The following is a 13,810-nucleotide window of genomic DNA, read 5'->3' on the forward strand; positions in this document are numbered from 1 at the left end:
GCTGAACCAGTGAGGCGGGCGACGGTCCAGGCGGGCGATCGCCGGCGCCATCCACGCTTCGCCGCACCAACGGCACCCGCTGACGGGCCACCGAACCGGCCCCCAGATCGGCGGCGCCATTCACGCTACGCTGCACCAACGGCATCCGCTGATGGACGGACGGACCAGCCGCCCGATCGGCGGCGCCATCGACGCTTCGCTGCACCAGCGGCACCGGCTGGCGGGCGGACGGACCAGCCACTCGATCGGCGCCGGTGTCGACGCTTCGCTGTACCAGCGGGACTGCTGAGTCGCCAACGGAGTCGGATGCCGGGCCGGCAGGCGTGTCGATGCTTCCCTCAGCCGGCGTGGTCGTCGAGTGAGCTGCCAGGCCAGTCTGCCGGTCCGTCACGGGGCGAACGCCTCGCTGAAGCGTCCGACCGGCAGACCGCACTGCCGGACGGACCGACTTCCCAAGCACCGGGTCGGTACTCCGTCGCGCCTTCGGTGCACTGATCGGGTCGGCGCCCAGGTCAACGCTTCGCTGAACTGTCGGCTCCGGTGGTCGGGAACTTGGGCGGAGTTGCCCACCCAACTGTCCGGATATCAGGCCTACCGGGACCAGCCTTCGCGCCAGTCGCGCGACCAGGCGGGGTGAGTCCGCGCTTCTTTGAGCTGGTTTGGGCGTGCGTTGAACCGCCGGGGTCACCGGGTAGGAAGTCGCGTAGAGCAGGCCCGACGGCGCCTCCCCGCTGACGCCGTGGCCTATGCCCCTGTCGAGGCGGTGGTCCTGCCAGGACGTCAGGTTCGAGCGGAAGGTCGTCGTGTTCATGACCGTCGTGGGGCGGTGGATCGTCGGGGTCGTGATGGGAGCCTCGCGCCAGCCGCCGTCCCACGGGGGTGGTGCCGGAGCGGGGTCGGGCCGGTTGCGCCATCTGTCCAGGAAGGACACTTCTTACCTCCCCTCGTTCGCTCTCGCGTTCAGGTTGGCTATCTCGCCCACCCACTGCCGGCGTTCCTGGTGGGGCAGGTCCAGGATCTCCGCCCTCGGCCAGTGGAAGTGGTATGCCACGTACGCGACCTCCTCCCGCAGGCGTTCGGGCGCGTACGTCTCTATTCCCCCAGGCGGCCACCCGCCAGGTCCACCTCGAACGCCGTGCCGCACGACGGGCACGACACCCCCGCCCTCGTGTGGCCCTCGCTGTTGATGCGGCGGTAGAAGTCCTGCAGGAACGCGATGTCCGTGGCGTACATCTGTTCCACCACGCCGACATGGACCTCGCTCAACGTGCCCAGCATCGTGATCACCTGGCTCAGCAGGACCACGCTCAGGTAGCCGGGGTTCTCCTTCACCCTGATGTCGATCTGTGGACGCAGCTCGTCCCTCGCCGTTGCCAGGCGCATCCTGCCGTGGCGGTGGACCACGCCTTCGTGGTCCACGTAGCCACGCGGCAGTTCGAAGTCGTACTCGGTCACCGGGGCCGACGTCACCGCGGGAGTCGGTGCCTCCACCAGGCCGTCGAGGTCGTCCAGTGCGATCGTTCGGCGTCTCATTCGACCTTGATCTCCTCGAACGTCAGGGTTACCTTCTCCGTCGCCGCGCTCGATTCGCCTGCTTTCAGGGACGGGCCCTCCCACTTGCTCGCCCACGCGTTCATCAGCTGCATGCGGCGGACCGAGTTGCCCTCGGTGTCCTTCACCTCGATGGTGATGTTCTGCCGTGCGGCGTTCACGGCACCCTTCTCCAGGGTTTCCTTCAGCCACTTGCTGAACTCGGGGCTCTTGTCCAGACCCCTGGTGATCGTCACCTCACCGCCCTTCTGCGCCCCCGGCTGCTTCCTGATCAGTGGGCGGCCCGTCGAGGTGACCTGGTAGACCTCCACCACGTCCTCCTCCACCGTCAGACCGCTCACCTCCTGCAGCGACTCGACCATGAAACCGCCCAGCTGCACACCGAAGATGTGTGTCGCGAGCGCGTCGCCCTCTGCCATGTCCTCGCCTTTCCGGGATCTACTCGCTGACCAGGCTCGTGCTGTCGGAGAACTGCGCGAGGCGGAACACCACGAACTCCGCCGGTTTCACCGGTGCCACGCCGATCTCGCACACGACCTGACCCAGGTCGATGGACTCCTGCGGGTTGTTGTCCTCGTCGCACTTGACGTAGAACGCCTCCGCTGCCGTACGGCCGAACAACGCGCCCTGACGCCACTGTTCGGTCAGGAACGCCGCGATGTTCCTGCGGATGCTCGACCACAGCCGGTCGTCGTTCGGCTCGAACACGACCCACTGCGTGCCGATGAGGATCGACTCCTCCAGGAAGTTGAACAGGCGCCGCACGTTCAGGTAGCGCCACGCCGGGTCCGACGACAGCGTCCGCGCGCCCCAGATCCTGATGCCCCGGCCGGGAAACGCGCGGATGCAGTTGACGCCGACCGGGTTCAGCAGGTCCTGCTCGCTCTTGCTCAGCAGGTAGTCCAGGTCGACCGCGCCGCGGATCACCTCGTTCGCCGGGGCCTTGTGCACACCGCGTTCCACGTCGTTGCGGGCCCACACACCCGCCACGTGGCCGGACGGCGGCACCACCGTGTTCCTGCCGTTCGCCGGGTCGAACACCCGCACCCACGGGTAGTACAGGGCGGCGTAACGCGAGTCGTAGCCCGCCTCGTCCTGGCGCCACGTGCGCACCTTCTGCGCCGACAGGCCCGGCGGGGTGTCCAGCACCGCGACGCGGTCGGCCATCTGCTCGCAGTGCGCGATCACCGCCAGCTGCACGGTCTTCACGCCCTCCAGGTCGAGCATCCCGCGCTGGTAGGCACTCATCAGGTCCGGCACCGCGACCATCGTGATCTCGTCGATGCTCTCCAGGCCACCGAAACCGGTGCGCGCCTCGGGGTCGCCGAGGTACTCCTGTGCGTCCACTGTGGCTGGTGAGGTCGAGGGGGCAGGCAGCGTCACGGACTGCTTGTCCGGCTTGGCCAGCGCCCCGTTGCCCTGCTCGGCCACGGTGATCAGCTTGGACTGCGCGGAAACCTGGGTCACGACGTAGTTCTTGACGTTCTTGCGGGTGGACACGTCGTAGGTCTCGACCACCCGGTCGCCCTGGCGGACCAGCAGGCGGAAACGGTCGTCCGGCGGGTTCTCGCCGTCGACGTCGGCCACCTCGACCGAGACGGCGCCGGTGCCGGGAAGGGCGGCGACACGCAGTCCGCCCAGCCGCACGGGTTCACCCGCCGCAGGCTCGGCGTCCGGGGCCGCACCGCCGACGCGCACGACGTAGGCCGCGCCGCCGCCGTTGGCGAAGTAGCCGTACACCGCGTGCGGCAGGTAGGCGTCGTCGGTGAAGCCGCCGAAGTTCTGCACGTACTGGTTCCAGTTCGCGACCAGTGTCGGCTGGTGGAAGGGTCCCTGCTCGGCGAAGCCGACGAAGGCGGCCACCGCGGTGCCGACCCCCTCGATCGGCCGCGCTCCGGACTGGACCTCCTCCACGTACACGCCTGGGGAGAGGTACTGCGGCATGCTCGCTCCTTCTTTCTTCAGCTGCGCCAACACGAATCCTGCCCCGCCCGAGTGCACCCCGGCAGGTCCGGCGGACCCCCGGCGAGGGCAGTCACGTGCCCGAAGAGGCAGCCCACGGCCCGAACTCGTTCGACAGCACCAACCTGCCGAGCTTGCGGTACTCCTGGCGCACGGACTCGACGACGTCGGCCATGGTGACCGCGCGGTCGTCCGTGGCGGCCAGGTACGCCGCGGTCACGGCACACGCGCGGATCGAGCCGCCCGCCAGCTCGAAGCGGTCGGCACAGAAAGGCAGGTCCAGATCGTCCGCTCGGGGCATGGCGGCGCCGAGGCAGCGATCCCACAGCGCGAGCCGTTGCGCGGCGTCCGGCATCGGGAACTCCGCGATGACGTCGACCCGCCGGGTGAACGCCTCGTCGACGTTCGCGCGCAGGTTGGTGGTCAGTATCGCGATGCCGTCGAAGGACTCCATGCGCTGCAACAGGTACGCCGACTCGACGTTGGCGTAACGGTCGCGGGCGTCCTTGACCTCGGAGCGCCTGCCGAACACGGCCTCCGCCTCGTCGAACAGCAGGACGCCATGCACCCCGGCCGCTTCGGTGAAGATCCGCTCCAGGTTCTTCTCCGTCTCGCCGACGTACTTGTCGACCACTGTGGACAGATCCACCACGTACAGGTCCATGCCCAGCTCGGCCGCGACCACCTCGGCGGACATCGTCTTGCCGGTGCCGGACTCGCCCGCGAACAACGCGACCACGCCACGGCCTCGGCCACCGCCCGGGCGCATCCGCCACTCCCCCAGCACGCGGTCGCGGTGCCGTGCGCGCCTGGTCAGCTCGGTGAGCTGGCGCCGGGTGGGGTCGGGCAGGACCAGGTCCGTCCAGCCGACGGACGGGATGATCCGCCGCGCCAGGCGGTCGAGTCCGGCGCCGTTCTGTGCCCGCACGCCGGCCCGCACGTGGTCGAGCGTGAGCGGTTCGCCCGCCAGCAGCGCCAACCGGGCGGCCACGGCGACCGCGTGGTCCACCTCGGCGACGCCGAGCCGGTAGCCAGTGAGGTCCGCCACCAGTTGCGGGGCGGGTGGGGTGCCGGTCGCCTCGGTCAGTGCGTGTGCCCAGCGTGTCGCCCGTCGGACGGTGTCCAGTGGCGGTACGGCGACCGAAACAGCCTCCGTCCACTTCGGATCCCAGTGGGTGCGGCTGTGGAACACCACCGGGACCTCGGCGGTCCTGAGCTGCCGCAGCAACCGCACCTGCTGGGCGTTGACCGGGCCGAAGACGATGCCGGCGCCACGCAGTCGTGCCTCACGCACCACCTCGGCCACCGGTGGGTCTTCGGGCAGCGCGGCGGCGTCGACCACGAGCGCGTCGTGCCCTGCCGCGGCGAGCGTGGCGACGGCCGTCCGCTCGGCGTCGCCGTCCGCGTCACGCAGGTGGAGCGGGCCGACGCAGGCCCTCAGTGCGGCACCCAGGCGCTGGGGCAGCTCTTCCGTGGTCGTGACGGCGGGAACCAGCCGCGCTTCGGTGGCCAACGAAACGGTGTCGTCGCCGAGGAGGTGCGCGACGACCCGGTCCGGCACCTGCAGCACCCGGGACAGCGCGGGCAGTTGCGGCTCCCGTATCTCCAGCAGGCCGCCGGACAGCAGCGGGGCGCCGGAGGCGAAGCGGAACCGGCCCGCGCCGGCTGCCGGTTGCCCGCACAGTTCCAGCGCGAGACCGACGGTCGCGCGGCGGCGGGTGACGTCGTCGTTCAGGTAGCCGTACAGGCGCTCGAAACGGGCGTCGACGTCCGGGGCCAGTGCGACGAGGAGCAGCTCGACGTCCAGCGGTGACAGGGAGAACCGCCGCGCCAGCGTGCCGAGCCGGGAGCTGGGCTCGAGGTCCTCGACCGGCTCGAACGCGAGCGGTGTCCTGGCGCCGGCCAGTATCCGTTCGACCACGTCCGGGGTGAGGTACAGGCCGCGGTAGGGGTCGTCCGGCGTGGGATCGGTGGCCTGCCGGGTCGCCACCGCCTCGCGGACGCGTGCCTCCACCGCGGCGAGCCGCCGCCACAGCGACGACTCCACGAGCGTGGCGGTCATCGGATCGGCTCGCTCCGGCGGCGCCTGCCTGCCGGGGGACGGGGCCGCGACACCGCGAACGCGTCGCCCTCGGCCGTCGTCGGACCGTCGTACCGCAGCCGGTGTGCCTGGCCCTCCGCCGAGCGCAGCACCATGCCCTCGGTCACCGGCGGCCCGGCAGGCGTCCACTCACCGGCCAGTGGGGAGATCACCCTGAGGTTGATGGCCGGTTTGAGGTCGCCGCCGAGCGCGGACCAGACGTCGGACGCCGCGCCGCCCTCGGTGACCGGGCCGCCCGCCTGCAACCCGACCGTCAGCCCCAGCTCGGCCAGTGAGCCGGTCAGCCAGTCCTGGTCGAGCCGCTCGGTGCGGACCAGCGCGCTCAACGCCTGTGACAGCAGCCGGTGCTCGTCCTGCGCGCGGTTGGTCCATGCGGTGACCAAATAGGACAGTTGGAACCAGCGGGCCACGCCGCGCCTGCCCAGCAGCACACCGTCGTCGCCGTGGACCTCGACGTCACCGGACTTGCGTCGGGTCAGGTCCTCGCGGATGTCGTACAGGAACACGTTGATCGTCGGGGCGTTGCGGCGGGCCGTCCATTCGGTCGTCGGTGCGTCGAACGCCAGCTCGCCCTGTTCGCCCGGCACATCGCCTGCCGCGAGCAGCCGCCGGATCGCCTCGTCCACCTCGTGGATCACGGAACTCTCCTACCTGCGGCCGACCATGTCCGGCGGCGCGATCGTGCCCGACACGACGAGGAACGGGGTCGTGGCCGGGGTGAAGCCGGGACCGGACGCGGTGATGACGCGGGGTCCCGTCTGGTCCTTGGTGAGGATCAGCAGCTGCGCGGTGAAACCGCCGTCGCGGCGTGGGAACGTCGGCGCGGCGGACGCCGTGATACCCGGTGTCCACGCGATGCGGACCGGGACGCCCGGCGGGAAGTCCAGGCCGCGCACGGAGGTCACGAAGCCGGGTTTGCCGATGTTCGGCACGGCCACGATTCGTGGCTGGAGCACGGTCATCGGTGCGCGTGCCGCGTTGTCGCCGGGGTTGGCGTCGGTGCCCGAGGTGGTGAGCGTGCCACGCACCTCGGTGCGGACCGGTGCGTTGGGCGCGAAGACCACCTGCACCACGGCCTGCGCACCGGTTCCCAGGTCGGGCAGCGCGCAGCCGGTCGCGGCACAGCCCGGTGGCAGCGCGGCCACCGGCACCCCGGCGGGCAGCGCGAGGTTCAGCCGCAGCCCGGTGGCCAGGCCGCCGCCCCCGTTGCGGACGGTGAAGGTCGCGGTCGCGCGACCGCCCACATAGGACGGGTTGGGGGTCACGACGACCCCGAGTGCCGGACCTGCCCGCGGAGCGGGCGGAGCAGGGGGTGGAGGTGGCGCGTCGATCGGGATCTCGGTCTCCGCCGCGTTGTCCGAGGGCCGGGCATCGATCACGGCTCCGTCCGCCGACCACGTCACCCGCGGTCTGCCGGGGACGAGCCCCACGAGGTCGGCGACGACGTCGACATTCTCGCCGGGAGCCAGGACGCCGAGGTCACACCGGAGATCCGCGCAGGTTCCCCGCGTCGGGCGCAGTCCGACCAGGCGCACGCCGTCCGGCACGGCGACGGTCAGGGCACCGGGCGTGGCCGTCGGGCCACGGTTGGTGACCGTGACGGTCACCGGCACCGCGCCCCCCGTGTCCACAGTGGACGTGACGGGTGGCGCGGTCAGGACGAGGTCCGCCGACGGCTGCCAGGTCGGCTCCTTCTGCCTGCCGGGCAGTGCCGTGGCGATGCGGTCGAGCGCGCCGGTCGCCGGGTCGAGCACGGCCAGCTCCTCCGGCGACGTGGCGGCGGCTTCGCGGCGCGTGGTCAGCGCGATGCGGCCGCCCTCCGGGGAGAACGCCGCGTCACGTGGCTGGAACGGGCCGGTCGGCGCCGTCAGCGGGGTGGCGCAGGTGCTCGGCGTTGCGGGCAGCAGCACGTCACATCCGTCGCCGGGCAGGGAGACCTGGACCAGGCCGTCGTTCTCGCGGTTGAACACCAGGCGCCCGCCGTCCGGGCTGAAGGCGGAGCTGTCATCGGTGACGGCGCAGTCGAACCCGCACACCGCCGCCGACACGTCGCGCTGCTCGTCGAGTGTGCCGGTGCGTGCGGTCCACACGTGGTTGTCGCGGATCTCGCCGTTCGGGCCGTCCGACACGATCCCACGCGTGAACGACAGCGTCCCGCCGTCCGGGGACCACGCGGGCTGGGTGTCCTCCTGGTCCGCGACCTCCGGCGGCGGCTGCAGGCGCCCGACCACCGCGCCGGTCGCCGCCTCGACGACCACCACGTGGCTCGGGCCACCCTCGGGCCGGACACCGCCCGGTGAGCGGCGGGCGAACGCGATGAGCGTGCCGTCCGGGGACCACGCCGGGTCGAACTCCCAGTCGGTGGCCTGCCGGTCGGCGACCGGGAGGAGCCGCGGGTTGGCGCCGTCGGCGTCCACGAGCCACAGGCGCTGCACCCGGACGTCGTCGACGGTCTCGAAGCGGGTCACCAGGATCTGCCTGCCGTCCGGCGAGTACTCCTCCCGCTGGTTCCACGGGTCGAAACCGGGCCGGGGGTGGAAGAGCAGGTTCGAGTCGTTCACGGCCTCGGGGTCCTCGACCAGCACCGGCAGGCCGAGGTCGCGGGGGTCGGTGCCGTCCGGCCGGATGTCCTGCAGCGTGGCCGTCGACGGGGTCGGCGCGCTGGTGCGCGACACCAGGAGCCGCCCGTCGAACCAGGCGGGCGAGGCGACGTCCCGGTCCTCGGCCAGCAGCAGCTCGGCGGGCGAGCCGGGCACGACCTGGTACACGGTCGTCGGGCAACCACATTCCCCGTCCAGGCGCAGCAAGAGCAGGCCCGTGCCGTCCGGTTTCCACACCGGCCAACGGGTCTGCCAGCCGGCCTGGTCGCCGGTCAGCACCGGCGCGCCCGCGATCCTGACCTGGTTGCCGTTCGCGGTGTAGGCGATGCGGTCGTCGACCGGGTTCCACGCGGGTTCCGCCGCGCCGCCCGGCTCGTCGGTCACCGCCACCGCGTCGCCGCCCGCGACGGGTTGGCGGTAGATCTGGCCGTCGCGGGCGAACGCGACCTGCGTGCCGTCCGGCGAGAACGCTGGCCACGTCTCGTCCTCCGGCGTGTTCGTCAGGCGTCGCGCCCCGGTCCCGTCCACACCGACGAGCCACAGGTCGCTCTGCCCGTCCTCGGTCGAGGAGAACACGACCGTGGTCAGGTCCGGCGACAGCCGGGGGTGCGCCGCGTCGCGGCCGGTGGTGAGCGCGCGGACCGAGCCGTCCCCGGCACGCAGGTACACCTGCGGGAGCCGCCCGTCCCGCAGGCTGGTGAACACCACCAGGTCCCCGAGCGCGGACACGTCGTCGTCGAAGTGCGCCGGGCCCGGGCCGAGGAACGACTCGGTCGCGCCGCCCTCGGCCACGCCGATGCTCCGGTGACCCGTGCCCGCGAACGCGATCCTGCCCGCGTCGAACGGAACCTGTTGCTGGGCAACGGCGGGCAGCGACGTGCCGGCCCGCACCACGACCAGCAACCCGCACAACACCAGCGCGGCGGCGAACACGGTCGCGGCTCGGGTCCTGAACAAGATCGCACCTCCGGTACTCGTCAGGAATCCTCGCCGTACCCGGGGTGTCGCTTCGAGGTCCTCGCGGGCACCGTCGGGGCACACCCGGTGCCGCTTCGGGCAGCCGGCGTCAGATGAGGCCGTGCCGCATGACGTAGCCGACGGCGTGCGCGCGGTTGCGCAGGTGCAGCCGGGTGGTCACGCCGTGCAGGATGTTCTTCACCGTCCGCTCCGAATAGGACAGTCGGGTGGCGATCTCCGCGGTGCCGAGGCCGTCCGCGATCAGCCGCAGCATGTCGGCCTCGCGTGGTGTCAGCGTCGACAGCGTGATGCCGTTCGGGTCGAGGGTCTGGCGCTGCATGCGGCCGACGTGGTCGAGCAGCGTGGCCAGCAGGTCACCCGGCAGCACCGCCTCCCCGTTGGCCAGCGCGAGAACCGCGCTCACCAGCCGGTCCTGGTTCGCCTCGCCCCGGCGGATCACGGCCGCGACCTCGCAGTCGACCGTGGTCTGCAACGACTCCCTGTCGATGCGGCGCACGATCACCCCGGTGCGGGTGGTCGACGCGCGCTGGAGCCTGCGCAGCAGCCGCGCCGCGTCGTCGTCGACCTCGTCCACCACCACCAGCGACACCGAGGCACGCGACTCCTCCTGCGCGGTAAGCACTTCCACCTCCGGCCGGGGCCGCAGCTGGTGCACCACACCGGCCCGCAGGACCGGGTCCTCGGTGTACACCATGACCGGGACTCTTGTCGTCATCTCACGCCTCCTGGTATGAACTCCCGCTGAGGCAATGATGTTCGGCGGATCCCCGGCCGTGCAGCCGGTGCGGCCCACGAGTGCACGGGATTGCCCGCATGGTGCCCTTTTCTCCCTGCCCGGGTGTCGGGCGGCGTGCCTACCGTTGCGTGCCGTGACCGCAACGACAGAATTCGGTCTCCCCACCGTGGTTGTGACACCCGGCCAGGAGACCTGGACGACGATGACCGTGCGCAACGACAGTGACATCGTCGAGGCGTACACGTTCGAGGTGCTCGGCGAGTGCGCCCCCTGGACCGAGGTGGAGCCGGCGCGGTTGTCGCTGTACCCGGGTACCAGCGAACAGGTGACGGTGGTGCTCAGGCCGCCCCGCTCCCCCGCCGTGCGCGCGGGTGAGAAACCCCTTGGCGTACGGGTGTTGCCGACCGAACGACCCGAGTCGGTGGTGGTGTCGGAGACGATCGTGCTCGTCGAGCCGTTCGCCGAGCAGCGGGCGGAACTGGTCCCGGAGCGTCGCAGGGCGTGGCGCAGGGCGCGCTACCACGTGGCAGTGCACAACGACGGCAACACCCCGGTGGCGGTGACGCTGTCGGCTCCGGAGACCGACGACCAGCTCACGTTCGCACTGCCCGTCCGGCCCGAGCACGTGGCACCGGGTGACCGCACGGAGATCGACTTCCGGGTGCGGGTGGCGAAGATCGTCTGGTTCGGCAAGCCCGTGACGTGGCCGCTGCGCCTGGACGCCACGGCGGCCGCGGGCGAGGAGTCCGGCAGGCACCCACTCGAGGGCGAGCTGATCCAGCTTCCCGTGTTCCCCAGGTGGTTGCTCGCCGTGCTGGCCGTGTTGCTGGCGCTGGTCCTGGCGTGGTTCGCACTGGTGCGGCCTGCCGTGCAGAGCGCGGCCCGTGAGGCGGCGGACGACCGGACGCAGGAGATCGCCCAGGCGGCCGGTCAGGAAAGCCAGGCCGCGCAACCGGAACAGAGTGGCGGCGGCGGCGAGAGTCCGCAGCAGGGGCGACAGGAGCAGGGTGGTGCCGCCACCGGGCAGGGGGTGGGGCAGCAGAGCTCCGCCACCATCGAGGTCCGCACGAACGCGGGCGACCAGGGGGCGGGCACGTACGTGGTGCCGGAGGGAAAGGTCTTCCGCATCACCGACCTCGTGCTGGGCAACCACCAGGGCGACGAGGGTGTGCTCACGATCGAGTTCGGTGGCAGGACCATCACCACGATCGCGTTGGAGACCTACCGGAACCAGGACTACCACTGGGTTACGCCCGTCGACGTGCCGGCGGGCGAGAGCGTCACGGCGACGGTGAACTGCGCGCGGCCAGGCACGCCGGCGAGCGGGCGGCAGGCGCCGAACTGCTTCCAGGTGCTCAACGTCAGCGGCGGGCTGACCGACGCGCCGAACTGATGGGTCCACAGGGGACACCCGGTCCGGCGTCGCCGGGCCGGGTGTGGTCACTCCGGTGCGCGGCGGTTCCACTCGTCGAGCAGCGCGTCGATCCACGCGGACAGCAGCGCGGCGGTCTCGACGTCGCCCCTCGCGAGGCAGGACAGGCGTTCGTCCCGTGCGGCGACCAGCTCCGCCACGAGGTCGACCGCCATCGGGTCGATCACGGCAGACCCGCCGCCATCCGGAAGGCCTGGATGTACTTGGGCAGCTCGACGAGTGCCTGCTCCCACCGGTCGGCGCCGAGCTGTCCCGCGAACGCGCACTCGACGATCAGCCGGTCCACGTCCGGGTCGACGTCGGCGCCGCGGAGCTGTCTCGACAGCTCGGCCCTGCGCAGCGAGGCGCGGACCTCCGCGAGCGTGTGCTCGAGGTCCACGACGACCTGTGCCGCCTGCTCCGGCGGCACGACCAGCCACCCGTCCCGCGCGAGGCGCAGGAACAGGTCACCGGCGAACGGCTCGACCATCCTCACACCTCCGCGTGGTCGGGAACGTGGTCCGACCCCAACACGACCAGCGCGGACACGCCAAGCGCACCGGAACCGGTCTGCCCGTGGACACACACCGGACTGCCCCCACAACCGAGAGGCCGCCGCCATGCACGCGAAGATGGACCGTGATGGTGAGAAGTCCGCCGGCGCCCAGGTGCGGCGGCACCACCACACGTCCGGGGAACGGCGCCGGGGACCGCTCCACCCCGATGCGGTGCTCGACCTCCAGCGCAGGGTCGGCAACCGCGCCACCACCCTGGCTGTCCAGCGCGCGGGGAACACACCCACGACACAGCCGACCGACGCGCTGGCCGGACTCACCAGGGGCACCCTCCTTCGCCGCCTCACCAAAGGCCCACTGCTCACCGACGCGGAGGTCGCCGCGATCCAGGCGGCCACCGATACCACCCGGCTGGGCGCCCTCGGGCTCGTCACGCACGCCGACGCGACCGCGTACCTCGACAAGCACAAGTACGGCGACTGGCTGGAGCAGCCGCCGGGCGCGAGGCTGCTCATCGCCACGCTCGCGTGGCGGCGGTTCGGACAGCAGGGCGCCCGTCGGGAGGACCGCATCACTCCCGCGTACACGCTCGGCAGGGCACTGCGCCTGCGCCGACCGGAAGGGTTGTCCGACGTCGAACGGAGGGCCATCGAAGGAGAACGCGACGACCAGATCCGCGAGGCGTTCGTGAACACGCTCGTCGCCAGGGTCCGGGGAGAACACCAGGGCCAGGTTGACCGGGCTCGTGACGTCCTGACCCGGGTCTTCCTGATACTGCAGAGCGGTCTGCAGGTCTACGAGAAGGGACCGCGGCCGTCGGACAAGGGCCGCCATGTGCCGTACCTGCGCGGCGACGTGGCGCGGGCGCTGGCCCACGGAGGCCGGGTCAACATCCGGATTCCCGCGGTGGGCAGGGGCGAGGACCCGAAGGAGATGTCCAGGTGGCTCGGCCTGACCGACGGCCAGGACGCCGACGTGAACCCGGCGGAACGCCGCCAGGTCGGCACCCACCGGATGTCGGTCGGCTACAACCTGCTCGGAAGGGGGAAATTCCGCGAGAGGGGCGGCTTCTGGACCGGGGCTGACAACCTGTTCCGCCGCGGCATCGGCAAGATGTGGAAGGCGGCCGCACCCCGGCTCTACGGCATCGACCTGGCCGCGGACGGAGCGGGGCGAATGGACTTCAACAACGACGTGATCACCCCGGACGGCGGGCACGGACACCTGTTCGTCAACTTCCAGCCGCCGGGCCGGCTCAAGGACGGCGCGCTGCAGGTCGGGATCGAGACGACGGCACCCAAGGCCGCCAGCCCGGTCGGCTACCGGCACGACTACCGCTCCACCGAGGCCACCGCGAACCCGGAGTCGAGCTTCTACGGCCACAAGGAGGACAAGATCGGCACCGGCAAGCTTGCCGACAACCAGCGGCTCGTCGAGCTGGGCGACGGCTGGCTCGCCAAGCTCCAGGACGCGGAAACCGAGTGGAACGGCCTGCTCGACGCTGTCCAGGGTGATCAGCAAGGGATGCGGCAGCTCTACGAGGAACTGGTCGGGCGGCGTGGTGGGCGGTTCGACAAATCGGAGCAGCAGGCCGAGGAATCTCGTACCGAATGACCGGTCGGAGTATTGTCACCCGATTTGCCTGGGTCTAGTTTCGTCCGCGTAACGGTGAGACTGGGGGCCGTTCGTCAACCGTGCGTACCTCACGCACGGCTCCGGCTCCTCCGCTGAGCGGAGGTCCTCGTGCGTACTGCCGGGAAGATCGGCGTCGGCCGAGCACTGCCCTGGGGCGTGACGTCGGTGTCGCTGCGGGTGTCGGCCACCGACCGGGACGGGAACACCGTGGAGCAGACCGTGATCCGGGCATACCGGTCGCGGTGAGAGACCGGGCCGGCGACCGTGGGTGGTCGCCGGCCCGCCCACCGCGCACGCGATCTTCGCCTAGGGTGAGGACCT

14 protein-coding genes are annotated in these 13,810 nt (G+C 71.4%); 4 read left to right on the top strand and 10 right to left on the bottom strand.

What is annotated here, in order from left to right:
- The first annotated feature begins 151 nt into the window (after positions 1 to 151).
- The gene (locus CLV71_RS47530) at positions 152 to 289 is read left to right on the top strand and encodes a hypothetical protein (protein WP_166663992.1); all 138 of its coding nucleotides are present in this window, start codon (positions 152 to 154) and stop codon (positions 287 to 289) included.
- Between the two features lie 645 nt (positions 290 to 934).
- On the opposite strand, the gene CLV71_RS50400 is transcribed toward CLV71_RS47530, so the two are convergent.
- From CLV71_RS50400 to CLV71_RS07615, 8 genes are all read right to left on the bottom strand, one after another.
- Positions 935 to 1,153: a DUF6760 family protein gene (locus tag CLV71_RS50400; protein WP_424923868.1), complete on the bottom strand. Its 219-nt coding sequence runs from the start codon at positions 1,151 to 1,153 to the stop codon at positions 935 to 937.
- The gene (locus tag CLV71_RS07585) at positions 1,093 to 1,533 is read right to left on the bottom strand and encodes a hypothetical protein (protein WP_133901929.1); all 441 of its coding nucleotides are present in this window, start codon (positions 1,531 to 1,533) and stop codon (positions 1,093 to 1,095) included. The genes CLV71_RS50400 and CLV71_RS07585 overlap by 61 nt, the downstream gene beginning before the upstream one ends.
- Positions 1,530 to 1,970: a phage tail protein gene (locus CLV71_RS07590; protein ID WP_133901930.1), complete on the bottom strand. Its 441-nt coding sequence runs from the start codon at positions 1,968 to 1,970 to the stop codon at positions 1,530 to 1,532. The genes CLV71_RS07585 and CLV71_RS07590 overlap by 4 nt, the downstream gene beginning before the upstream one ends.
- Positions 1,971 to 1,989: 19 nt before the next feature.
- Positions 1,990 to 3,495 (bottom strand): phage tail sheath family protein, encoded by a 1,506-nt coding sequence (locus tag CLV71_RS07595; RefSeq protein ID WP_133901931.1) that lies wholly within the window; start codon positions 3,493 to 3,495, stop codon positions 1,990 to 1,992.
- A gap of 91 nt (positions 3,496 to 3,586) precedes the next feature.
- Positions 3,587 to 5,575, bottom strand: a complete 1,989-nt coding sequence (locus CLV71_RS07600; protein WP_133901932.1) for an ATP-binding protein — start codon at positions 5,573 to 5,575, stop codon at positions 3,587 to 3,589.
- On the bottom strand, positions 5,572 to 6,252 hold the full coding sequence (locus tag CLV71_RS07605) for a Pvc16 family protein (RefSeq protein WP_133901933.1): 681 nt from the start codon (positions 6,250 to 6,252) through the stop codon (positions 5,572 to 5,574). The genes CLV71_RS07600 and CLV71_RS07605 overlap by 4 nt, the downstream gene beginning before the upstream one ends.
- A 9-nt stretch (positions 6,253 to 6,261) precedes the next feature.
- Positions 6,262 to 9,171 (bottom strand): hypothetical protein, encoded by a 2,910-nt coding sequence (locus CLV71_RS07610; RefSeq protein WP_243866281.1) that lies wholly within the window; start codon positions 9,169 to 9,171, stop codon positions 6,262 to 6,264.
- A gap of 109 nt (positions 9,172 to 9,280) precedes the next feature.
- Positions 9,281 to 9,907, bottom strand: coding sequence for a helix-turn-helix transcriptional regulator (locus CLV71_RS07615; RefSeq protein WP_133901934.1), 627 nt, complete (start codon positions 9,905 to 9,907; stop codon positions 9,281 to 9,283).
- A gap of 154 nt (positions 9,908 to 10,061) precedes the next feature.
- Here CLV71_RS07615 and CLV71_RS07620 point away from each other — a divergent pair, with 154 nt between their 5' ends.
- A complete protein-coding gene (locus CLV71_RS07620; protein ID WP_133901935.1) occupies positions 10,062 to 11,321 on the top strand; it encodes a COG1470 family protein in 1,260 nt (419 codons plus the stop codon).
- A gap of 47 nt (positions 11,322 to 11,368) precedes the next feature.
- Here the strand turns inward: CLV71_RS07620 and CLV71_RS47535 are convergent, their stop codons facing one another.
- A complete protein-coding gene (locus CLV71_RS47535) occupies positions 11,369 to 11,527 on the bottom strand; it encodes a hypothetical protein (RefSeq protein ID WP_166663993.1) in 159 nt (52 codons plus the stop codon).
- Complete coding sequence (locus tag CLV71_RS07625) at positions 11,524 to 11,829, bottom strand: hypothetical protein (RefSeq protein ID WP_133901936.1); 306 nt, start codon at positions 11,827 to 11,829, stop codon at positions 11,524 to 11,526. Before CLV71_RS07625 ends, CLV71_RS47535 begins: the two co-directional genes overlap by 4 nt.
- Positions 11,830 to 11,971: 142 nt before the next feature.
- Between CLV71_RS07625 and CLV71_RS07630 the strand changes: the two genes are divergently transcribed.
- Entirely contained in the window at positions 11,972 to 13,468 is a 1,497-nt protein-coding gene (locus CLV71_RS07630) for a PE-PGRS family protein (protein WP_166663994.1), read from the top strand.
- A gap of 129 nt (positions 13,469 to 13,597) precedes the next feature.
- Complete coding sequence (locus CLV71_RS47540) at positions 13,598 to 13,735, top strand: hypothetical protein (protein ID WP_166663995.1); 138 nt, start codon at positions 13,598 to 13,600, stop codon at positions 13,733 to 13,735.
- The last annotated feature ends 75 nt before the right edge of the window (positions 13,736 to 13,810 follow it).

The organism is Actinophytocola oryzae, assembly GCF_004364325.1.
GTDB lineage: Bacteria > Actinomycetota > Actinomycetes > Mycobacteriales > Pseudonocardiaceae > Actinophytocola > Actinophytocola oryzae.

Excerpts from the sequence above, each read along its gene's own strand:
- CLV71_RS07630 (WP_166663994.1), top strand. The coding sequence starts at position 11,972 with ATGGACCGTGATGGTGAGAAGTCCGCCGGCGCCCAGGTGCGGCGGCAC.
- CLV71_RS07595 (WP_133901931.1), bottom strand. The coding sequence starts at position 3,495 with ATGCCGCAGTACCTCTCCCCAGGCGTGTACGTGGAGGAGGTCCAGTCC.
- CLV71_RS07585 (WP_133901929.1), bottom strand. The coding sequence starts at position 1,533 with ATGAGACGCCGAACGATCGCACTGGACGACCTCGACGGCCTGGTGGAG.
- CLV71_RS07615 (WP_133901934.1), bottom strand. The coding sequence starts at position 9,907 with ATGACGACAAGAGTCCCGGTCATGGTGTACACCGAGGACCCGGTCCTG.
- CLV71_RS07625 (WP_133901936.1), bottom strand. The coding sequence starts at position 11,829 with ATGGTCGAGCCGTTCGCCGGTGACCTGTTCCTGCGCCTCGCGCGGGAC.
- CLV71_RS47530 (WP_166663992.1), top strand. The coding sequence starts at position 152 with ATGGACGGACGGACCAGCCGCCCGATCGGCGGCGCCATCGACGCTTCG.
- CLV71_RS07600 (WP_133901932.1), bottom strand. The coding sequence starts at position 5,575 with ATGACCGCCACGCTCGTGGAGTCGTCGCTGTGGCGGCGGCTCGCCGCG.
- CLV71_RS07590 (WP_133901930.1), bottom strand. The coding sequence starts at position 1,970 with ATGGCAGAGGGCGACGCGCTCGCGACACACATCTTCGGTGTGCAGCTG.